At 44.8% G+C, this 20,526-nt stretch carries 21 protein-coding genes and 1 riboswitch; of the genes, 7 read left to right on the plus strand and 14 right to left on the minus strand.

Translation table 11 applies throughout. The features are described 5' to 3' along the window. Positions 1–24: 24 nt before the first annotated feature. On the plus strand, positions 25–357 hold the full coding sequence (locus E0H77_RS06970) for a HopJ type III effector protein (protein WP_131376215.1): 333 nt from the start codon (positions 25–27) through the stop codon (positions 355–357). A gap of 331 nt (positions 358–688) precedes the next feature. Here the strand turns inward: E0H77_RS06970 and E0H77_RS06975 are convergent, their stop codons facing one another. The 5 genes from E0H77_RS06975 to E0H77_RS06995 form a co-directional block, all read right to left on the minus strand. Then, positions 689–1,009, minus strand: coding sequence for a DUF190 domain-containing protein (locus E0H77_RS06975; protein ID WP_131376218.1), 321 nt, complete (start codon positions 1,007–1,009; stop codon positions 689–691). A 13-nt stretch (positions 1,010–1,022) separates the two neighbouring features. Then, positions 1,023–1,406, minus strand: a complete 384-nt coding sequence (gene crcB, locus E0H77_RS06980) for a fluoride efflux transporter CrcB (protein ID WP_004749785.1) — start codon at positions 1,404–1,406, stop codon at positions 1,023–1,025. Positions 1,407–1,522: 116 nt separating this feature from the next. Beyond that, positions 1,523–1,589: riboswitch (Fluoride riboswitch) on the minus strand. Between the two features lie 50 nt (positions 1,590–1,639). Then, on the minus strand, positions 1,640–2,047 hold the full coding sequence (locus E0H77_RS06985) for a GFA family protein (protein ID WP_131376221.1): 408 nt from the start codon (positions 2,045–2,047) through the stop codon (positions 1,640–1,642). Positions 2,048–2,104: 57 nt separating this feature from the next. Then, positions 2,105–3,298: a TIGR03862 family flavoprotein gene (locus tag E0H77_RS06990; RefSeq protein WP_131376224.1), complete on the minus strand. Its 1,194-nt coding sequence runs from the start codon at positions 3,296–3,298 to the stop codon at positions 2,105–2,107. Then, on the minus strand, positions 3,288–3,926 hold the full coding sequence (locus tag E0H77_RS06995) for a class I SAM-dependent methyltransferase (protein WP_171478323.1): 639 nt from the start codon (positions 3,924–3,926) through the stop codon (positions 3,288–3,290). Before E0H77_RS06995 ends, E0H77_RS06990 begins: the two co-directional genes overlap by 11 nt. An 82-nt stretch (positions 3,927–4,008) precedes the next feature. Between E0H77_RS06995 and E0H77_RS07000 the strand changes: the two genes are divergently transcribed. Beyond that, complete coding sequence (locus E0H77_RS07000; protein WP_045794382.1) at positions 4,009–4,194, plus strand: DNA gyrase inhibitor YacG; 186 nt, start codon at positions 4,009–4,011, stop codon at positions 4,192–4,194. A gap of 110 nt (positions 4,195–4,304) precedes the next feature. Here E0H77_RS07000 and E0H77_RS07005 read toward each other — a convergent pair whose 3' ends face one another. The 5 genes from E0H77_RS07005 to E0H77_RS07025 all read right to left on the minus strand — a co-directional run bounded on the left by E0H77_RS07005 (position 4,305) and on the right by E0H77_RS07025 (position 8,617). Beyond that, positions 4,305–4,949: an MBL fold metallo-hydrolase gene (locus tag E0H77_RS07005; RefSeq protein ID WP_131376230.1), complete on the minus strand. Its 645-nt coding sequence runs from the start codon at positions 4,947–4,949 to the stop codon at positions 4,305–4,307. A gap of 8 nt (positions 4,950–4,957) precedes the next feature. Further along, the gene (gene hemH / locus E0H77_RS07010; RefSeq protein ID WP_131376235.1) at positions 4,958–5,968 is read right to left on the minus strand and encodes a ferrochelatase; all 1,011 of its coding nucleotides are present in this window, start codon (positions 5,966–5,968) and stop codon (positions 4,958–4,960) included. 36 nt (positions 5,969–6,004) lie between these two features. Then, positions 6,005–7,012, minus strand: a complete 1,008-nt coding sequence (locus E0H77_RS07015; RefSeq protein ID WP_131313705.1) for a DUF4062 domain-containing protein — start codon at positions 7,010–7,012, stop codon at positions 6,005–6,007. 81 nt (positions 7,013–7,093) lie between these two features. Then, on the minus strand, positions 7,094–7,960 hold the full coding sequence (gene murI / locus E0H77_RS07020; protein WP_131376238.1) for a glutamate racemase: 867 nt from the start codon (positions 7,958–7,960) through the stop codon (positions 7,094–7,096). A gap of 45 nt (positions 7,961–8,005) precedes the next feature. Then, on the minus strand, positions 8,006–8,617 hold the full coding sequence (locus tag E0H77_RS07025) for a DUF1285 domain-containing protein (protein WP_131376241.1): 612 nt from the start codon (positions 8,615–8,617) through the stop codon (positions 8,006–8,008). A gap of 165 nt (positions 8,618–8,782) precedes the next feature. Between E0H77_RS07025 and E0H77_RS07030 the strand changes: the two genes are divergently transcribed. Further along, positions 8,783–10,495: an electron transfer flavoprotein-ubiquinone oxidoreductase gene (locus E0H77_RS07030; protein WP_131376243.1), complete on the plus strand. Its 1,713-nt coding sequence runs from the start codon at positions 8,783–8,785 to the stop codon at positions 10,493–10,495. Positions 10,496–10,661: 166 nt separating this feature from the next. Here the strand turns inward: E0H77_RS07030 and E0H77_RS07035 are convergent, their stop codons facing one another. The 4 genes from E0H77_RS07035 to tusA all read right to left on the minus strand — a co-directional run bounded on the left by E0H77_RS07035 (position 10,662) and on the right by tusA (position 13,124). Continuing rightward, a complete protein-coding gene (locus tag E0H77_RS07035) occupies positions 10,662–11,387 on the minus strand; it encodes an HvfC family RiPP maturation protein (protein WP_131376246.1) in 726 nt (241 codons plus the stop codon). Further along, the gene (locus E0H77_RS07040; RefSeq protein WP_131376249.1) at positions 11,371–12,198 is read right to left on the minus strand and encodes an HvfB family MNIO-type RiPP peptide maturase; all 828 of its coding nucleotides are present in this window, start codon (positions 12,196–12,198) and stop codon (positions 11,371–11,373) included. The genes E0H77_RS07035 and E0H77_RS07040 overlap by 17 nt, the downstream gene beginning before the upstream one ends. 59 nt (positions 12,199–12,257) lie before the next feature. Next, positions 12,258–12,521 carry a hypothetical protein gene (locus E0H77_RS07045; RefSeq protein ID WP_131376252.1) on the minus strand — a complete coding sequence of 88 codons (264 nt, stop codon included), beginning with the start codon at positions 12,519–12,521 and terminating at the stop codon, positions 12,258–12,260. 345 nt (positions 12,522–12,866) lie between these two features. After that, on the minus strand, positions 12,867–13,124 hold the full coding sequence (gene tusA / locus E0H77_RS07050) for a sulfurtransferase TusA (protein ID WP_131376255.1): 258 nt from the start codon (positions 13,122–13,124) through the stop codon (positions 12,867–12,869). Between the two features lie 174 nt (positions 13,125–13,298). Here tusA and E0H77_RS07055 point away from each other — a divergent pair, with 174 nt between their 5' ends. The 4 genes from E0H77_RS07055 (at position 13,299) to E0H77_RS07075 (ending at position 20,513) form a co-directional block, all read left to right on the plus strand. Then, a complete protein-coding gene (locus E0H77_RS07055) occupies positions 13,299–14,138 on the plus strand; it encodes a CBS domain-containing protein (RefSeq protein ID WP_131313713.1) in 840 nt (279 codons plus the stop codon). Further along, positions 14,135–15,694, plus strand: a complete 1,560-nt coding sequence (lnt, locus tag E0H77_RS07060; protein WP_131376258.1) for an apolipoprotein N-acyltransferase — start codon at positions 14,135–14,137, stop codon at positions 15,692–15,694. Before E0H77_RS07055 ends, lnt begins: the two co-directional genes overlap by 4 nt. A 640-nt stretch (positions 15,695–16,334) precedes the next feature. Further along, complete coding sequence (locus E0H77_RS07070; protein ID WP_131376260.1) at positions 16,335–18,536, plus strand: primosomal protein N'; 2,202 nt, start codon at positions 16,335–16,337, stop codon at positions 18,534–18,536. 135 nt (positions 18,537–18,671) lie between these two features. After that, positions 18,672–20,513: a monovalent cation:proton antiporter-2 (CPA2) family protein gene (locus E0H77_RS07075; protein ID WP_131376263.1), complete on the plus strand. Its 1,842-nt coding sequence runs from the start codon at positions 18,672–18,674 to the stop codon at positions 20,511–20,513. Positions 20,514–20,526: the final 13 nt, after the last annotated feature.

The raw sequence follows: 20,526 nt of genomic DNA on the forward strand, positions 1-20,526 counted from the left end.
TTTTGAAAAATCATCGAGGTTACTATGGCTCAAGCCCTGTTAGAGCAATTAAAAAATGGACAAGCTAAATTTGCAGATGTGATGAGTTACATCGAACAGCATTACACCCATACCCCAACCGCTTTTCAAAATGGTGCACAGCATAATGCCAGCACTGAAAATCAAGGCAGTGCTAAAGTCTTTTCGTTTGCACAGTTAAATGGCTTAAACCCAGAAGATACACTTGCATTGTTTGCGGAACATTATGCTGCGGTCTTAGCAACGCCTGAAAGCACTGACCATCAAAACATCCGTCAGTTTATGCAACATGGCTGGCAAGGGATTAAATTTGAAGGTCAAGCTTTAGCAGCAAAATAATCCTGTATCGCTTTTTCATCAAAAGATAGGCGCTCAGTTGAGTGCTGATTAGTTAAGGAGATGATCAATGATCTCCTTAATTTTTAAATAATTATAAAAAATAAATACTTAAATCTATGCTATTTTCTAATTTTTACGAATAATAAGCGAAGCCTCGCAAGGAAAGCTGCTTGAAGTGCAGTACTCCTACCCCAAAACAGTTTTTTCTACCATGTTGTCATGGTTAAAGCATTGCCGAAACATCGCCACAAAATATATCACCACATCAGTTTAAAAATAAAATGCCAGTCAATTTCTTAACTGACCAGCATTCAGCTTTTAAGCGAGTCTTTTATGTTAATTGTCCAAGCGAACCAAATTCGACAGGAATTTTGACATAAAACAAGGACAACTCTTGCTGCTGCAAATAATCCAGCAACTCATCTGCCTGCAGGGCAGTCACAACGAGTTCAACTTGAATCGGCTGGTCTGCAAGCTCAAAAAAACGACTAGAATGGCTTTCTCCTTGCCGACCTACACTTTCTAATGCACTCAAAATTGTTGCCCCTTGGATCTTAAACTGTTGGGCGACTCCAAGTAACCATTTAGACAACGGCTTACCTCGATATTGAACTTTTTGTTCCGTATAAAAACGCAATAAATAGCCTTGCATATCTGCCTCCAATTCAAGCCTGTGCGGTCAAATAATGATGTGCTGCCATTCCCAGAAAGGTACACAGTAATGAACCGATCAAATGCACCGAGATTGCAAGACATGCTAGGCTGAGTTTGCCATTTTGTAACAAATTCATAATTTCAGCAGAAAAAGTTGAAAATGTGGTCAGTGCACCGCAGAACCCTGTAATGACAAATAATTTATAGTTTGGACTCAGACTACTTTGTGCAAAAAATGCAATCGAAAAGCCAATAATAAAACCACCAATCAGATTAACTGCTACTGTTCCAAGTGGAATTTCTGGGTAGATCGCATTGAGCTTTAAACCTAAAAACCAGCGTGTCCACGCACCGAGGACAGAGCCTAAGGCAATTGAAATGAGCGAATAATACATAATGATCTGTCTCCTTTAGCACAGATCTAAAAGAGCATAAGCAAAGAATGAGTAAAACATAGAAGTACTCCTGAACAGAGTACGCACGCAAACCCACGTACCCTGTCTAGATGAAGGGTGACGTAGGCATCATTAGCCGATATGGCGGTTTGTTACAGGAGGAATGCCATCTCCAGATGAGCTTATCTTAGACGATTTTTCATCGGCATGAAAAATCGTTTTTCCCGATCTTTTTATGGGCGTTCGGCATACTGTGGCAATGCATCACAAATATCATCCCACTCTGCTTTCGATGCTGCAAAAATATGCATGATTGGTTTTTGTTGTAAAGGCGTATCCAGTGTGCCAATACGCAGGCGATAATAATCTGGTGTTTCTGCTTTCACGCTGATAATTGGTGAACCACATTCACTACAGAAACAACGTTGTGTCGTTGCAGTTGACTGATATTTTTTCAGTAAGTGCTCACCCTGCACAATTTTAAAGTCTGCAACACGAATCGGGGCATTGACTGCATACGCACTACCATTGGCTTTACGACAACGTTGGCAATGACATTCGAGCATATCACCAATTGCACCATGTACTTCGTATTGAATGCCTTGGCATAAGCAACTGCCACGATAGATCGTTTCAGACATTTGTCTTCCCTCATGTTGTATTTATCGTGGCGTCAGCATAACAAAAAAATGCAGGCTTTAGCTTAAAAACTGCACTACACCCTGTGCCGCGGCACGCCCTGTTGCAAAACAGGCTGTGAGCAAATAACCTCCTGTTGGCGCATCCCAATCTAGCATTTCACCACAGCAAAAAATGCCTGCATGCTGTTTGAGTTGTAAGGCTTCACTGAGAACATCTTGCTTTACTCCGCCTGCACAGCTAATCGCTTCATCAATCGGGCGAAAGCCTGTTAAAGCAATCGGGAGTTGTTTAATCTGGGCGGCTAAAGCTTCAGGTTGTTGCCAAAGATCTTTAGAAACAAGCTCACGGACTAAATTGGCTTTTGCAGTATCCAAGCCTGCCTTGCGCCAGATATTTGCCATGGACTGTTTTTTATGCGGCTGTAGCTTTTGAACCAATTCAGCCTGCGTCAATTCGGGCAACAAATCTAAGTACAGCTGCATGGAAGTTTGTTGGCGGAGCGCACGATTAAATTTATAAATCAGCCCGCTTTCTAAGCCGTATTGGGTAATGACGATATCGCCCAGACTGGCCTGCTCAGCATGATCTACCCAAGCTTTAACCCGCTTTAAAGGCTGCCCAAATACAGGTTGCATATAGCTTGACCAAACACGTTCCACACCCGCATTACTGGCTTGAAAAGTTTGAATTTCTTCAGGTTTCAGCCATGTTTGCCATGCACCATCACTGCCTAAACGCGACCAAGACACTGCGCCACAGGCCAAAATAATCGCTGAAAATTTTTGTTGAATCACAGAGGCATCGGGCGTTTGGGTATTTTGAAAACACAGCACTTGCTCAGGCTGAATGCCGACACAACGATGCCGATAATGAAACACCACACCTGCATCAGTTAAACGTCTGAGCCATGCACGAAGCAATGGTGCAGCTTTCATTTCAACTGGAAAAATCCGCCCCGATGTACCAACATAAGATTCGATGCCTAAGTCACTCATCCATTGGCGAATCCACGTCGCATCCCATTGTTCCAACCATGGTTTGAGCCAATCTGCATGATCATAACGCTGAATAAACTCAGGCAAGGCTTCAGCATGGGAAATATTTAGTCCCGTTTTACCTGCCATGAGAAACTTACGCGCCGCAGAAGGCATCTGTTCAAACACTTCAACCGCATAACCCGACTGACTCAGCATTTCTGCTGCCATCAATCCCGCAGGCCCTGCCCCAACAATGGCAACCTTAGCCTGCATGGCTTTGTCCCAACAGTGGCATAAAATCATCAAAACGGGTAACGTAATCAGCAGGCTTACGAATAATCAATTGCTGACACAATTCACCACGCTCCAAATATTTCACTTCAAAATGCGTGCGCGCTGAGTCAGAAGCAATCACCTGTTTTTCATACGGTAATTTCCAGATCTCTTTTAACTGCTGCTCTGCTTCCTCGATATATTCAGGAATATTACTGGCCAGAGTGACTTGCCCCTCAAACTGTAAACGTGACAGAATGAACTCGAAAAATGGCATGTTCAACCAACGCTGCGCGGGGTTATGCGGTTCAGGATTTGGATACAAAATAAAGAACTGCTCCACCTGTGCAGGATACAGCGCATGGGTAATCCACGGCAAAGCGTCGGCATGGATCGGAAACAAATTTTTTACGTCAGACAATTGATGCTGTTTTTGCATCGCTTCAAATTTTTCGCGAGTTCGCTCAATCGCATATAGCATCGACTGAGGTTGCTGTTGGCTAAACAAAACCGCATGTTTTCCTTTGCCTGCACCGATTTCTACACAAACAGGCTGATTTTCAATGGCTTGAAAATCACGTGGCGCTTGCATACGCTGGGCTTGAAATTGACGAAGATGCATAATCAGATCAAACTATTCACAAAATGGCACAAGTCTAACAAGTGCTTGCCCAAATGCCTACCCGAAAACGCTTTTGTAGGAGCTTCTCATGCCTCGTACCTTTCCCTGCCCGCGCTGCGGTGAACCAAGTCAATGGGAAGACAATCCCTATCGTCCATTCTGCTCAGAGCGCTGCAAACTGATTGATTTAGGGGCATGGGCAAATGAAGATTATCGTCTGCCCACTCAAGATGCACCGCAATCCGATATTTCACAACAGGACGATGAGTTTTAACCGATCATAGATTTCTTTCATCATGGTTTACACCCTCTTTATTTTTCTCTCAGAGAGCGAAATAAAATTGACTGATGAAAGACGCCCCCGATAAAAGCACAAAGCAGGCCCTAGCCTGCTTTGTTGGCAACAAAAGGATTGAATTGCTTTTCATAACCAATGGTACTGATTGGCCCATGCCCTGAAATAAACTGGGTGTCATTGGGTAGGCTAAAGCATTCACGTTGAATAGAATCCAATAGTTGCTGATGGTCACCTCGTGGAAAATCAGTGCGACCAATCGAGCCTTTAAACAGCACATCACCTGTCCAAAGTAGACCATATTCGGCACTGTAGAACATGACATGCCCTGGTGTATGTCCTGGGGCATAACGCACCTCAAACTGGTGTGTCCCCAAACTTAAGGTTTCTCCGCCTTCAAGCCACTGCGTTACATGAACAGGCTCAGGAATCGGAAAACCATAACGCGCTGAAACGTCTTGCAAAGCATCGAGCCAAAACTGGTCTTCTTGCTGTGGGCCAATCACAGGTACTTGCCACACGCGTGCCAGCTCTCCCACCGCACCAACATGATCTAAATGCCCATGCGTGACCCAAAGGGCTTCTACGGTTAAACCGAGTGCTTCAACTTCTTGTTGCAATTTTTGCGCATCACCACCCGCGTCAATCAACACAGCTTGTTTACTATCATCATCCCAAACAATTGAACAATTTTGCGCAAATGCGGTGACAGGAACAATTTTAACTTGAAGCATGGCGATTCTCAGTAACTGGCAAAAGTCTGTTGTAACGCAGTAAGATGCGCCGACAACAATTGTTCAAACAACTGCAAATGCAGTGGCTGAGTATTTAAAGCAGGAATATAGGCATAAGACTGTCCGCCTTGTGCTTTGAACAGCTCGGCATTTTGAATAGCAAGCTCTTCCAAGGTTTCCAAACAATCTGCCGAAAAAGCAGGACTCAGCACTTGTACAGATTTGACCCCTTGCTGTGCCCATTCAATCAGCAAGGCATCAGTATAAGGTTTAACCCACTCTTGCTTACCAAAGCGAGACTGGAAACTGATGGCCCATTGCTGATCATTTAAACCCAAAGCTTGTGCCACTTTGTCTGCGGTGATGCGACAGCGCTCGGCATACGGATCGCCCTTGTCAGCATAAGGCTGTGGAATACCATGAAATGACATGAGCAGTTTTTCAGCGCGGCCATGTTCAGCCCAGTAATTGCGTACACTTTCTGCCAATGCCTGAATGTATAACGGATGCTGATAATAATCGCGAATAATCGTCAAGCCAGGTAAATTGCGTTGCTGCATCATCCATGCTGCTAACTGGTCGTACTGCGGTGCAGTCGACGTTGCTGAATACTGCGGAAATAATGGAAAGACCAGCAAATGTTCTTGTGGTGGAAGCTGCTGCAACAGCGCTTTTAGCCCTGGATTGCCATAGCTCATGGCAGGCACAATATTCAATTCAAACTCAGGGTAAGCTGCTTCAAGTCGTGGCTTTAACCATGCCACTTGCTGAAACATAATTTCTCGCATCGGCGAGTCTTCACCCCACACAGAAGCATAAGCATGTGCCACCCGTTTTGGGCGAAATGGCAAAATAAAAGCCCGCAAAATAATTTGCCAAAGCAGTTTGGGGATTTCAATGACTCGAGAATCAGACAAAAACTCTTTTAGAAATTCACGTACCGCAGGTACGGTTGCTGCATCTGGCGTGCCTAAGTTGGCTAAAATGACAGTAATCTTGGGTTTATTCACACTGAACATCCATTCATGCGCTGATTGTACACTGCTTGCAACATATCATAAGGATGCTTTGTTTGCTGTCATTTTATCGAGCAAACTCAAGCCTTTCTCGGTAAATTTCCACAAGGTGCGTTGACGGTCATCACGCCCGACAGGGACAATCCAGTCGCTTTGCCGTAACTGCTGCTTAATGTTTTGCAAGACTCGAAAATTAATCTGGGAACGTGCCACCGCATGCGCACGTAACATTTGTAACTGTGCATCCTTTAAACCAGTTTCATTCAAATAATCATTGATGCGAATGGAAAAATATTCTTCTGGCGTTGGGTTTTTAAAGACATTGTATAAGACCTGTAAAATGTCGAGCCATGTCATTTGGCGGCTTAATTTCAGCTCTTTAAAATTACCATCCTGATAAGCATGTAACTGATATTCACACTCAAACGTGTCTTGACTGGTAATTTTAGGATAACTTAACAATGGATCTGGGGCTTTTTTTGCCAACTGTGCTTCAAGCCCTTTAATTTTTTCTTTGAGCGCAGCGATTTCATTATTTAACGTTTGTGTATTTTGTGGACGAACCCACCCCCAAGCAGGGTAACGAATCAACATATTCGACATGTTCATTCTGACTGTTAATTCAAGCTCTCGTGTATTGCGAAAATAAAAAATATGTTCCACTTCCTGCAACAAAATCTTGCGAAAGGCATGAAATTTTTCCTGCACAATGTCAGGTTCTTTAGGCAAAAGATCACGGCGTGACTCAGGGTCTGAATGTAAAAAAACAATAATCGGTTTATCTTTACTGACCGCATAAATATATTCGAGCTGCATATAACTCACGCCAGACATAGACTGCTCGCCATAATGGCTGCCCAGCAACATAATCACGTAGTCACAGTCATCGATTTGGCGGCGCGCCAAAGCTGTACTTAAAGGGGTTTTTTGTTCGAGCCCCCAAGCAAAAAACCCCATTCCAACCAAGGTCTGACACAGTACACTCCGCTCGGGTAACATTTCCTGCCCCGAAGTTGAAATAAACACTTGGTATCGTTTATCGACCATAATTATGCTCTTGAGTGTACTGTAAGAAATAAAACAGACTTAATTTATAATTCATATAAAAAAATAGCGATTCAGTATAAATCACAGTGCAGGATTTGCAATCTCCCAATGTAAATGTAACGGCATCAAGTGTTCAATCACTGTCACTAACTGTGGGGTCTTACCACCACTGGCATAGCAGTAAATTTGCGTCCCAGACATCGGTTGATCATTGAGTAAAGCGTGTTTGCTTAAAATACGTGATGTTTGTCGAGCCACAGCTAACCCCGAATCAATCAGCTTAAGCTGGTTGCCAAATATATGCCGAATTGCTTCACTCAAAAATGGATAATGTGTACAGCCCAACACCAAGCAGTCTGTGCCCTGCTCAACCGCAGGAGTCAAACATTGCTTTAATACATCTAAGCAATGCGGAGTCATTTGCTGTCCAGCTTCAATTAAAGGAACCAACTCCAAACAGGTGACAGGCAAAACTTGAACTCCTGCTGGCTCTGCAAAATGCTGCATGACATCTTTAATCAGTTGTCCGCGAAAAGTTGCAGGCGTTGCCAGTACAGCAACCACTTTGGTTTTGGTTTGCAGGACGGCAGGCTTAAGTGCAGGCACTAAACCAATAATCGGAAAATTTTCACCATAGTGCTCACGTAAATAGTCCAGACTAAACGCAGAAGCTGTGTTACACGCCACCACTACAGCTTTACATCCCTGACGATATAGCCATTCGATTGCATTTGCAGTCAACTCACGAATTTCCTGACCTGAGCGTGGCCCATACGGTACATGTGCAGTGTCCGCAAAATATATAATGCGTTCGTTGGGTAAATGTTTGGCAATTTCCTGCACAACAGATAACCCGCCAATTCCTGAATCAAAAATCCCGATGGGCGCATGGGCATCGGCTTTGGGCACGGCTTGGGAAACAAGCGGTCGAGGCTGTATTGCGGTCATGGTCAGACTTCAATGGCAATCAAATATACCTATAAAGCTTAAACCTCAGCTACGTAATTGCAAGAGTAAATCACCACTTTGTAAAGACAAAATACTGTCACCCTGCTCAGTTTCACTCAATGTTCCATAGTCCACCAAATGATAAAAACAACTGCGTTGAATCAACGCATTTAAGCCAAAGCGGACATGCACATAAGCACGCCACTCACCGTGGTATTGCTGCATAAAAATCGGGTGTTCGGCATCCACAATCACAATATCCTGATTGGTGGTGGTCAATTGCAAATAACATTTTCCATCAATATTGACCTGATCGACCTGACTGATTTGTAACGGTGCATCCTCAACGGTAATCTCAATTTGCTCGACGGGTGTCTTCAAATAAAATGTATCGTTTTCTTTCCAAAGCACGCTGGAAAACAGGTCAATCAGGCTCTGGCGCGTCATGCGTTGACCTTCGTGCCACCATTCACCGTTGGATTTTATGGTTAAATCCATTTTGCCACAATGCTTTGGGTGCCATTGGTCAAGAGGGAGAATTGACCTTTTGTGACTTTGCTGTCCATCTTTTAAGTATTGAGTAATCTGTTTAAAATTTTTATCATCGTGACTTGATGTTTTTTTGCTCATATCGGGGGAAATCTTTTGATTTGCCATCGCTTTTATGCCCTATTTGACAGAAAATACAGCCCTCTCAGTCAGTGGACTGAATGCGGTTTGAATCTATACTAACCGAAATACTGATCTATACCCAAAGAACACTCATGGCAGCACCAGCTTACAGATTTGGTTGCCACCCTTTTGCAATATGAGGAGTCCTACATGGAGCACATCGAACGCGAATCGATGGAATTTGACGTCGTGATCGTGGGCGCAGGACCATCTGGTCTTTCTGCTGCAATCAAAATCCGTCAACTCGCAATTGAAAACAATTTACCCGATCTATCCGTGTGTGTCGTAGAAAAAGGCTCCGAAGTTGGCGCGCATATTCTCTCTGGGGCGGTACTTGAGCCACGCGCACTGAATGAACTTTTTCCAAACTGGAAGGAAGAAGGTGCTCCACTGAATGTCCCTGTGACTCAGGACAAAACCTATTTCTTACTATCAGACAGCACACATAAAGAAGCCCCACACTGGATGGTACCAAAAACCATGCATAACGATGGCAACTATGTGGTGTCTTTGGGCAATGTAGTACGCTGGTTAGGGCAAAAAGCCGAAGAACTCGAAGTTTCGGTATTTCCAGGCTTTGCTGCATCTGAGATTTTGTTCCATGAAGATGGTTCGGTTAAAGGTATCCAAACGGGTGACATGGGCATTGGCAAAGACGGTCAGCCAACCCATAACTTTGCGCCAGGCTATGAGCTACATGCCAAATACACGCTGTTTGCAGAAGGCTGCCGTGGTCACTTGGGTAAACGCCTGATTGCCAAATACAATCTGGATAAAGATGCAGATCCACAGCACTACGGTATTGGTATTAAAGAACTGTGGGAAATTGATCCTGAAAAACATCAGGCAGGTCTGGTGATGCATGGCACAGGCTGGCCTTTTGCTGAAACGGGCACTGCAGGTGGCTGGTGGTTATATCATGGGGAAAACAACCAAGTGTCTTTGGGCGTGATTGCCGACTTGTCCTATGAGAATCCACATGTGTATCCATTTATGGAAATGCAGCGCTGGAAAACCCATCCACTGATCAAGCAAGTTCTGGAAGGTGGTAAGCGTATTTCCTACGGTGCGCGTGCGGTGGTCAAAGGTGGTTTTAATTCTCTACCAAAACTGACTTTCCCAGGCGGCTGTCTGATCGGTGATGATGCAGGTTTCTTAAACTTTGCCAAAATCAAAGGCTCACATACTGCCATGAAATCAGGCATGCTTTGTGGTGAAGCGATCTTTGAGGCCATTGCTGCGGGTGTGGCACAAGGTGGTGAAGTAGGTTATGCCCGTGTGACTGAAGGCGATGATGTCTTTATTAAAGAAGTTATCACCTACACACAAAAATATGAAAATAGCTGGCTCAAAGAAGAGTTATATAACTCACGTAACTTTGGCCCTGCGATGCATAAGTTTGGCACATGGATTGGTGGTGGGTTCAACTTTATTGACCAAAATGTGTTCCGCATTCCATTTACTTTGCATGATTTGCTTCCTGACTTCCAAGCGTTAAAAACGGTGGATGCAGTCAGCTTTAAACCTGACTATCCAAAACCAGATGGCAAACTGACTTTTGACCGTTTATCGTCGGTGTTTATTTCCAATACTGTGCATGAAGAAAATCAGCCATCGCATTTGAAACTTGCGGATGCTTCGATTCCTGTGAACGTTAACCTGCCAAAATGGAATGAACCTGCACAACGTTACTGCCCAGCAGGCGTCTATGAAATTGTGGAAGAAAGTGACGGTTCAAAACGCTTCCAGATTAACTCAGCCAACTGTGTACACTGTAAGACCTGTGATATTAAAGACCCATCACAGAACATTACCTGGGTTGCACCTGAGGGTGGTGGCGGGCCAAACTACCCGAATATGTAAAAGAATAGTTTACGGCTTAATTTAGCTAAAAATCCCCGATTCGTCGGGGATTTTTTATCAGTTAGGACATAAAACTTCGAGGTTTAGCACAGAGAAGTAATACTTCGTAAGATAAGCGACTGACTGGCGTAGTTACGAGCTACCTAACACAGGCTCATTCTGTTTGTCAGTCACGTAAACCTTGTTGCTGCAAATAAACAGCCAATTCATCGAGCTGCTGCTGATACTGCTTTGCATTCCACTGTGGAAAATACTGCTCAAGCACCTGTGTTAACTGTTCAGTCGATTGGGGGCCTTGGCTAAGTTGTTCGATTAAAATTGCCATGACAGGATGCAGCACATCAACCCGAATCTGATCCTCCACTTCACGCCATGCCATAATCGCACTCGGCTGCGGTTGGCATTCATCGATAGATATGCCCAACTGCCACTGATACACGGGATACTGATACACCAATACCCAAACTTGTGTTGTGAGTTGCCACTGTTCTGAGTTTTCTAATGTGCTGTCTGATAATTCGATCGTATCCAGATACAGTTCCAGCCATTCATATTGCAACAACTCAGCCAACCATGGATATTGCTCAAGGGCAGCGTGTTGCTCCCGATTGAGATAGTCACGAAATTGCAGGGAAATCTCATTATAAAATGGAGACTGACATTGTTCTTTGGCAAAGAAATCATGAATCAACTGCTGCCACAGTGACTCAGGAAGTAGACTTTTGGCAATCGGGTAAACATTGTCAATAAAACTGGTGATATTGTTCAACAGTAGTTCACGGTACAACTGCAAACGCTCAGGTTGCACCAGCGGCAATTGCGCAGGATCAGCCTGACGAAGCGCTTGGCAAAACTGATGCTGAACTTGCTGAAAATCAGGCTTGGTTTGCATCTGCATACCCCTGCTGAATCTGTCGGATCTGTTGCAATTCTTGTTGTAACACTGACCATGCAGGCAGATTAAAATCACGTTCTAACAAGGTTGGACGCACGCCGATCTGTTGATAGGTGTATACCAGCAATTGCCAGACAGGATCGGCAATTGCAGCACCATGCGTATCGATCAGTAAATCGGGGCTGACCTGCTGATGCCCTGCAACATGCAGATAACGCACCCGTTCAGGCGGCATGGCACGAATAAATTCCTGCGCATCACTGCCGTGATTGACACTGTTGACATAGACATTGTTGACATCAAGTAACAATTCACAATCCGCAGCTTTAAGGACTGCAACAACAAATTCGGCTTCGGTCATTTCGGCCACAGGCATGGCATAGGTTGAGACATTTTCAATCACTAGACGCTGCCCTAAAATGTCCTGTACCTTTAAAATCCGCTCAGCAACATAGCTGACAGCAGCTTCCGTCATGGGAATGGGCAGTAAATCATACAAATAGCCACCATCGTGGCTATAGCTTAAATGTTCTGAATACAATAACGCGGCGTGCTGTTTCAAGAACTGTTTAATCTGTCCGACAAATTCCAGATTCAACGGATGCGACCCGCCAATCGACAACGATAAGCCATGGCAAATCAGGGGCGCGCGTTCAACACATGCCGCAAATTGTTTGGCATGTCGCCCACCGAACCCCATCCAGTTTTCAGGCGCAACTTCAATAAAATCAGGTAACTGTTCAGCCAGCAAAAACGCATCGATCAGCTCGCGCCGTAACCCTAAACCAACACCTGTCAAGTTGTGCATGACATTCCTCAGCACGTCACCCTGCTAACAGTTGCTAAACTGTTAGCATCGGCTTTGGTTTAGTGATTGCTACCACATGAAGCATCGCCAGCTTTGTGACCACCACAAGATGCATCAGCAGCTTTTTTATGCTGCACTATTTTATGTTGCGTTGATTTTTTCATCATCACGCGTTTGGCTTCACCACATTGACCATCTTTTGCTTTACTGCTTTGTACACTGCTGGCCGAAGCGGGCTGATTATCCGCTGCCTGAGCTGCCGTACCTGTTACTGACAGTGCCAATAAAGCTGCAACTGAAGTCATGCTATGTAATTTGTTCATCGTGCTTTCCTAACTCAATCGGGATGTAAAAATGATCATGTACCAAGGTACACAAAGAGGCGGTTAAAATACCGATTTGTGACCATCAGAGTGCATTTTGCGACCCCAGATACCATCTCAAGCTAAGTTTAATCTTTCAAGCTTAATGCTAAATACACTTTCATTATTTTTTGTAGCTTATTGCATTTTTCCTGATCAGATTAAGCGTTTTGAACACTTCAAAGCTTAAAGGTGCACCTGTATATTTTTCAGTACCGATCTCATCCTATAACCATCAATGAGATCGGTATAGAGCTATGCATTCATCTGGGTGATCCATTGAAGTAAACCGTACTTTTGTCGGGCTTAACCCTTTTTCACCAAGTAATGGTATTCCTTCTTCTGCTGTTCATCGAGCTGTTCTTCCTGCAACAACAGTTCATGTCCCAAATGCATACAAAACTTTGGAATGTCCCATGAGGTTGATGGATCAGTCGCAAACACCTCTACCACGTCACCTGATTTGGCTTTACGAATTGCTTGATGCAACATCATGACAGGTTCAGGGCAACGCAGCCCACGGGTATTAAGTTGAATGGCTGGGGTAACAGAAACGTCAGACATGGTAAACCCAAGATAAAAAATCTGCTTTATTTTAGCATAAAGTACAATAAGACTTGTTTTTTCTCAATTCGTTGTATTGTCGTTGCAAGATGCAGTTTATTAGATGCATCTCGGTTTTTTCTTCGGTATGATTGAGGCCCATTCAGTAAAAAAACACCCATTTTAGGAACAATCATGCACGAGGAATCAAGCCCATCGTGGGGGATGCGAGGCTTAAGAAAATGGTTAGGCACAGCGCCTGAAACCCGAGATGAATTATTAAAACTTGTCCAAGATTCTCGCCGTTTTTTAGAACCCGATACAGTGGCAATGCTTGAAGGCGTGCTGGACTTACCTGCCACCAAAATTCGCGAAGTCATGACACCCCGTACCGCCATGATCAGCTTACAAGAAGATGACGAACTGCTCGACATTTTGCATGTCCTGATTGATTCGGCACATTCACGTTTTCCTGTGTTTTCAACCGACCAGCCTGAAAATGTGGTGGGGATTTTACTGGCAAAAGATTTATTGCCATTTTTAATTGACCCGAAAGCCAAACTCGACATTCGTGCGATCATGCGCCAGCCTGTGTTCGTGCCTGAAAGTGCCCGTTCTGACCAAGTGCTGCGCATGCTCAAAAACACCCAGACTCATATTGCGATTGTGATTGATGAATACGGCGCAACTTCAGGTCTAGTCACGCTAGAAGATATCCTAGAAGAAATTGTCGGGGAAATTGAGGATGAACATGACACAGCCGATGAAGAGGCTAATTATATTGTCCCCGACCCAAAACATAACCCTGCCAATGCATGGCTAGTGCAAGCGCTCACCCCAATTGAATATTTTAATAGTGTACTAGATGCCGATTTCTCCGATGATGAAGTCGAAACTGTCGGTGGTTTATTGTTACAAGAACTCGGTTTAGTCAATGATTTGCAGGGGCAAGTGATTGAACTGAACCAATGGCAATTTACTATTTTAGAAGCTGATGCACGTACGATTCATCTAATTCAGGCTGTGCGTCAATGAGTCAAATCTTTATCGCAAAATCTTCTAAAAATAACAGCACCGCAAAGCTTCCACTTTGGCTCGGCAGTCTGATTGCCTTACTGGCAGGTTCCGCCTTTATTTTTGCTTTAGCACCCTATTATATTTGGATTGTGGCACTGATTAGCCCTGCCGTTTTATATGCCTGTCTGCAACAACGTTCTGCCCCTCAAGCGTTACTGATTGGCTGGTGTTACGGTTTTGGCTTGTGGTTTGTAGGTGCATTTTGGTTATACACCTCGATTCATGAATACGGCGATACCAGTGCATTTTTCAGTGTATTACTGATTGCAATTATGGCCAGCATTATGGCCCTGTTTAGTGCGTTACAAGCCTGGGTCTACCGACGCTTTTTCCCTGAAACACCGCTAACTTTTGCACCCCTTTGGGTGTTTTTTGAATGGGCAAAAACCTGGGTGTTTACAGGCTTTCCGTGGCTATTTGTTGGCTATGCCTTTACCGAACGCTTTTTAGACCAATATGCGCCACTATTTGGGGTCTTTGGAATCTCGTTTATTGCGGTAACGATTGCCTGCGGTCTGGTGGAAATCATTCGACGGAAATGGTTCTGGGCAGTACCGATCGTGGTCTTGCTGGCAGGAGCATGGGCTGCTTCGTTTGCGGTATTTGTGCAGCCAAAAGCCGAAAAACCCCTACAAGTATCGTTGATTCAGGGCAATATTCCTCAAGACCTAAAATGGCTGACCAGCTATCAGAACCGTACATTGGAGATTTACCACGACTTAAGCATTCCTGAGTGGAGTCGTGATTTGGTGGTTTGGCCAGAGTCTTCGATTCCAATGCCGCAAACTGCCATTGAGCCGTTTTTACAAGACATTAACCGTCAAGCACTTGCCAAGCATTCGGCATGGGTGACTGGCATTCCTTACTTTGATGAAGCTGGCTCCATTAAGGCACAAAAACCGTTGTTCTATAATGCTCTGATGGCTTCTGGCGAGCAGACTTCTGGGTTATACCAGAAACAGCGTCTTGTGCCATTTGGTGAATATGTGCCGCTGGCAGGCTTACTCAAGTGGGTTTTACCATCACTGCAAAATGATGCCAGTGCAGGTGGATTTACCGCAGGTCAGTCAGGGCAAAAACCACTGTCTGTGAAGAGGCACAATTTAGGTGCAGTGATTTGTTATGAAGTCGCTTATCCGAATCTGACCCGCCTCAATGCTGAACACAGTGACTTTATGGTGACCGTGTCCAATGATGCATGGTTTACAGGCACGGCAGGCCCTTGGCAGCATTTACAAATGGTACAAATGCGTGCCAAAGAAAATGGACGCTGGTTTATTCGTGCCACCAATACAGGGGTGACTGCGTTTATTGATGCCCAAGGGCATATTGTTAAACAAGCACCTCAAGATAAAACCTTTGTGTTGCGCGGTGAATTACCTGCATATACAGGTCAAACCTTGTATAACCGTTTGGGCAATGCACCTGTGCTGATCTTCTGTCTATTGTTGTTATTGCTGAGTTTGCGCTATCGTCCACGTCAGATTGACGTGTCGTTTAAATCGCGCCGTTAATTCAAGCAGCGTGTTGGTTGCATCAAGTAGCCAACACGCTTCATCATTTAATATTGAAAACTCATAATCCAATATGTGACCACATTTGCCAAAAACAGCATGTACCCATGCTGATAGATTTGTATTGTCCGTTGCTCAAATGAATGTTTTATACGACTCACTGACGGCGTTAAAATTTGCAATGCTCGAATAAAGCCCAAACTGGCACAAGATACAAATAAACTAAGCGCAAAGCACCCCAAATGATCTGACTTTCAGCATGACTGACATGCCATAAAACATCTACCACATACTCTGCTGGTCACAAGCTAGCAATGAAACACACTGCTTTTCGCATTTTCCAGTGCAACTCATGCACATCATCTAAGAATAAGATTCTTAATGTTTATCCCTTCCGACAAAACTATTGTCTTTTGCATGATGCCGATTTTTAAAATCAAGACATCACCTTATTTCTGCCGATCTTTAGAGTTTCTTGTAACTATTGGTTTGGAAGATTATTTTTTCTAAATTAAATTAAGATGTTAAATTATTCTTAATGGATACTTTGGCAGTATATTTGGCATTTTTTCAGAGCCAGACTTGTCAATCCCCAAACAAATCTTGCATAGTGCTGTCAAATTCAAAATAAGTGATGTTTATGCCTTTACCGTTTCGGATTCGAGTTGCCATTCCTGTTCATTTATATGACTGTTTCGATTACACCTTGAGTGCAGAACAGTATCAGCAGGCAGAAATGGGCGCACGTGTAGCAGTTCCATTCGGGGCGCGGCATTGTATTGGCATCATTGTGGAAAAACTGGCAGCCGATGAACCTTTGGATCCACGTTTTGAGTTAAAAGCCATTCATGCCTTACTGGATCAGCACAGCTTGCTGGATGCCAATCATCTGAAACTATTGCATTGGGCAGCGTTGTACTATCATTTCCCCCTCGGAGAAGTGTTGCCTGTGACCTTTCCAACGCTGCTGCGTCAGGGCAAACCTTATGATGTTTTGGCAAAAATCTGGGTACTCACAGAGCCTCAAGCTGACGTGGCATTTAAAAATGCGCATCGTCAGCAAGAAGCCTACAAAATTTTAAAACTCAAACCACACGGTACACCACAGCATATTTTAAATGCCAGCGGGATTGAAAATAAAACCCTTGAAGCCCTCGCCAAAAAAGGGATTGCTCGTGCAGAATATCAGCATCAGGAGATTAAAAACGAGCCTGTACAACTGGCACAACTGCCACTGAAAGCCAATACTGACCAAAGCAAAGCCATTCAAAGTATTTTAAAGGCACAGCAACAGTTTCAGGCATTTTTACTGGATGGGATTACAGGCAGCGGTAAAACCGAAGTGTATTTGCAAGTCATGTACGAAGTACTGAAAAAAGGCAAACAGGTCTTGGTGCTGGTACCCGAAATTGGGCTGACCCCGCAAACCATTCATCGTTTTCAGTCGCGTTTTCACGGTCATACCGTGCTGCTCCATTCGGGTTTAAGTGATACTCAGCGTTTACAGGCATGGCAACAGGCACAAACGGGACACGCTTCGATTATTTTGGGAACGCGCTCTGCTATTTTCACCCCACTGCCAAATCTTGGCTTAATCATTTTAGACGAAGAACATGATCTGTCTTTTAAACAGCAGGAAGGCTTTCGCTATCACACCCGCGAAGTCGCCTTGTATCGGGCGCATCTGCAACATTGCCCAATTATTTTAGGTTCAGCCACCCCAAGTATGGAAAGCTATGCCTTGGTCGAGCAAGGCAAACTGACACATTTGCAACTCAACCAGCGCGCGGGTCATGCTGTCTTACCGCAAATGCACATTATTGACCTGAAAATTGCCCAGAAACAACATGGGCTGAGTCAGCAGTTAATTCAGCAGATTCGGCAGCGGCTTGAGAAAAAACAGCAGGTTTTAATCTTCCTGAATCGACGGGGTTATGCACCCGTCCTGATTTGTGAGCAATGTGCATGGCAAGCGAACTGCCCACGTTGCGATGCGCATTTCACCTTGCACACCAAGCCCTATCAGCATTTGCACTGTCACCACTGCGGTCTGGTACAGCGTTTGCCTGAGCGCTGCCCTGCCTGTAACCATGAGAGCTTAAAACCGATTGGCATGGGCACAGTCAAAATTGAAGAAGCCCTCCAAGAACTGTTTCCTGAATACCCTGTGCTACGAGTTGACCGTGACAGTACCAGTCGGGTGGGAAGCTGGCAGAAAATTTATGATCAGATTCAGCAAAATCAACCGCTCATTTTATTGGGTACACAAATGCTGGCCAAAGGGCATCATTTTCCGTATGTCAGTCTGGTGGCACTTCTGGATATTGATGCTGGCTTGCTCAGCGTTGACTTTCGTGCCACAGAACGCACTGCGCAATTGATTATTCAAGTCGCAGGACGTGCAGGACGCGGTGAACACAAAGGTGATGTGCTGATTCAAACCTTACGCCCCGAGCATCCCCTGTTTCATATGCTGCTAGAAAAAGACTACCGCTACTTTGCCCAGCACACCCTCAAAGAACGCAAACTGGCACAATTTCCGCCGTATCGCTACACAATGCTGGTGCGTAGTCAAACTCGCAATGCCACCGACAATCAGGCATTTTTACAGCAGATTGCCAACCAACTTCGTAACGCCGCAGGCAACGAAATCGAGATTTGGGGGCCAATTCCTGCACCGATGGAACGTAAGGCGGGACGCCATCAGGCACATTTACTCCTGTTGGCAACAGATCGTACCCGCTTGCACATGCACGTGCGAGCTTGGTGGGCAGAAGTCATACAACAACAGCCGAAAAATATCCGAGTTTCGATTGATGTCGATCCACAGGAATTGAACTAACACAACTACGACCATTTACGGGCATTGTCTGCAATATTGCTGTTTATAATATATGGATCAAAGAGATAAAGCTGGCTACTTGACTCGATGTTTGGGTTTGGTTGATGTTCTGCTGTTCAATATTAAGGCTGATTCATGTCACTACTCCTGCAAATCACGATTTTTTTGGGTGCTGCCCTGTTACTGGTTCCATTGGGGAAGCGTTTTGGTCTGGCCACAGTTTTAGGCTATTTATTCACGGGAATTATTTTAGGGCCGAGTGTCTTCAATATCGCCAGTGACGCCGATGCGATTATGAACATGGCAGAGTTTGGCGTGATTTTGCTGATGTTCCTGATCGGGCTTGAACTTCGTCCGCAGCGCCTGTGGCAGTTACGCGAATCCATTTTTGCGATGGGTAGCCTGCAAGTGCTCGGGACAGGCATCGTGATCATGCCAATTCTATATTTCGGGCTGCATTTGTCGCTTGCCAGTAGTTTTGTGATTGGTTTTGCCCTTGCGCTGTCTTCTACCGCCTTTGTGCTGCAACTGCTCAGCGAAAAACAACAACTGAATACCACTTATGGGCAAAAAGCCTTTTCAGTGTTGCTGTTTCAGGATATTGCCGCCATTCCATTGCTGGCCACCATTCCAATTTTGGCAGGCAACCAGTCTGCTCATCATGGCATTGCCTATTTCGCAGCGATTCTTGCCACCTTTAGCGGTTTGTTTTTATTTAGTCGTTTTGTCATGCGCCCATTTTTTCGCTTTGTTGCCAAAAGTGGCGCCAGTGAACTGATTACTGCGGTGGCACTGTTTATTGTGCTGTCGGTGGTACTGCTGATGCAAACCCTCGGCATTAGCGTCACACTCGGAGCATTTTTAACAGGTGTGTTACTGGCAGATTCCGAATTTCGGCATGAACTTGAAGCCAGTATCGCGCCGTTTAAAGGCTTGCTACTGGGCTTGTTTTTTATGACCGTGGGCATGACCACACAGCTTTCTTTGCTACAAACCATGCCTGAAATCATCGTGGGTGGTGCGGTTGCACTGCTATTGATTAAAGCCAGCATTATGACCTTGATTGGGCGTTATTATCATAACAACTGGAAAAACAGCCTGTTGCTGGGGACTTGTCTGGCGCAAGGTGGTGAATTTGCTTTTGTGGTGCTCACCACTGCCCAAGATGCGGGTGTATTGAAAAGCCATTTGCTCGAACCTGTCAGCCTGATCGTGACGCTTTCCATGACCTTAACCCCACTGCTGTACTGGGTGGTGAGTCGCTGGATTGCACCACGTTTTGACCGTCAGGAACAGCCTGCCTACGATGACATTCCCAATCAGCATAATCCGATGATTATTGCGGGGTTTGGGCGTTTCGGGCAGATTATTGCGCGGGTTGCCCGTCTGCAACATATTCCCTTTACCGCGATTGACCATAGCCTGCAACAAATCGACTTTGTACGCAAATACGGCGGCACACTGTATTATGGTGATGTCACACAGCCTGAAATTTTGCGCTCGGCGGGCATTGAACATGTCAAAATTTTTATTCTGGCGATTGATGATGTCGAAGACTCGCTCAATGTAGCTCGGCACATTACCCTGAACTATCCGCACATTACCCTACTGGCAAGGGCGCGCGACCGTCATCATGTACATTTGCTACGAGATTTGGGCGTGCATTATATTTGGCGGGAAACGTATTTATCCTCACTGGGAATGGCGTACCGTGCCTTGCGTGAACTGGGCATTGATGATGCCACGGCATATCAGAAAATCGAGCTGTTTCGTGATTATGATGAAAAGCTGTTATTGGAACAGCAAAATATTTACAATGATGAACAGAAAATCTTTGAAACACACCGTAATGCGCTGGCTGAACTGGAGCATCTATTTGAAAGCGATGCATTTGCTGAAAATAAAAGCGATGATGTCAATTTACGTCGCGGTTTAGATCAGCAACGCATCAATGTTGCACGGGATGAGTCTGAGTAACTTGTGTTTTATA

It is taken from the genome of Acinetobacter brisouioides, from assembly GCF_004331075.1.
GTDB lineage: Bacteria > Pseudomonadota > Gammaproteobacteria > Pseudomonadales > Moraxellaceae > Acinetobacter.

What these genes read in the sequence shown, in the direction of transcription:
- crcB (WP_004749785.1), bottom strand. Translation starts at nt 1,406, where the DNA reads ATGTATTATTCGCTCATTTCAATTGCCTTAGGCTCTGTCCTCGGTGCG.
- E0H77_RS07040 (WP_131376249.1), bottom strand. Translation starts at nt 12,198, where the DNA reads ATGCACAACTTGACAGGTGTTGGTTTAGGGTTACGGCGCGAGCTGATC.
- murI (WP_131376238.1), bottom strand. Translation starts at nt 7,960, where the DNA reads ATGACCGCAATACAGCCTCGACCGCTTGTTTCCCAAGCCGTGCCCAAA.
- E0H77_RS07070 (WP_131376260.1), top strand. Translation starts at nt 16,335, where the DNA reads ATGCCTTTACCGTTTCGGATTCGAGTTGCCATTCCTGTTCATTTATAT.
- E0H77_RS07005 (WP_131376230.1), bottom strand. Translation starts at nt 4,949, where the DNA reads ATGCTTCAAGTTAAAATTGTTCCTGTCACCGCATTTGCGCAAAATTGT.
- lnt (WP_131376258.1), top strand. Translation starts at nt 14,135, where the DNA reads ATGAGTCAAATCTTTATCGCAAAATCTTCTAAAAATAACAGCACCGCA.
- tusA (WP_131376255.1), bottom strand. Translation starts at nt 13,124, where the DNA reads ATGTCTGACGTTTCTGTTACCCCAGCCATTCAACTTAATACCCGTGGG.
- E0H77_RS07000 (WP_045794382.1), top strand. Translation starts at nt 4,009, where the DNA reads ATGCCTCGTACCTTTCCCTGCCCGCGCTGCGGTGAACCAAGTCAATGG.
- E0H77_RS06990 (WP_131376224.1), bottom strand. Translation starts at nt 3,298, where the DNA reads ATGCAGGCTAAGGTTGCCATTGTTGGGGCAGGGCCTGCGGGATTGATG.
- E0H77_RS07035 (WP_131376246.1), bottom strand. Translation starts at nt 11,387, where the DNA reads ATGCAAACCAAGCCTGATTTTCAGCAAGTTCAGCATCAGTTTTGCCAA.
- E0H77_RS07015 (WP_131313705.1), bottom strand. Translation starts at nt 7,012, where the DNA reads ATGGTCGATAAACGATACCAAGTGTTTATTTCAACTTCGGGGCAGGAA.
- E0H77_RS07045 (WP_131376252.1), bottom strand. Translation starts at nt 12,521, where the DNA reads ATGAACAAATTACATAGCATGACTTCAGTTGCAGCTTTATTGGCACTG.
- E0H77_RS07030 (WP_131376243.1), top strand. Translation starts at nt 8,783, where the DNA reads ATGGAGCACATCGAACGCGAATCGATGGAATTTGACGTCGTGATCGTG.
- E0H77_RS06975 (WP_131376218.1), bottom strand. Translation starts at nt 1,009, where the DNA reads ATGCAAGGCTATTTATTGCGTTTTTATACGGAACAAAAAGTTCAATAT.
- E0H77_RS06985 (WP_131376221.1), bottom strand. Translation starts at nt 2,047, where the DNA reads ATGTCTGAAACGATCTATCGTGGCAGTTGCTTATGCCAAGGCATTCAA.
- E0H77_RS07025 (WP_131376241.1), bottom strand. Translation starts at nt 8,617, where the DNA reads ATGGCAAATCAAAAGATTTCCCCCGATATGAGCAAAAAAACATCAAGT.
- E0H77_RS06970 (WP_131376215.1), top strand. Translation starts at nt 25, where the DNA reads ATGGCTCAAGCCCTGTTAGAGCAATTAAAAAATGGACAAGCTAAATTT.
- hemH (WP_131376235.1), bottom strand. Translation starts at nt 5,968, where the DNA reads ATGTTCAGTGTGAATAAACCCAAGATTACTGTCATTTTAGCCAACTTA.
- E0H77_RS07055 (WP_131313713.1), top strand. Translation starts at nt 13,299, where the DNA reads ATGCACGAGGAATCAAGCCCATCGTGGGGGATGCGAGGCTTAAGAAAA.
- E0H77_RS07075 (WP_131376263.1), top strand. Translation starts at nt 18,672, where the DNA reads ATGTCACTACTCCTGCAAATCACGATTTTTTTGGGTGCTGCCCTGTTA.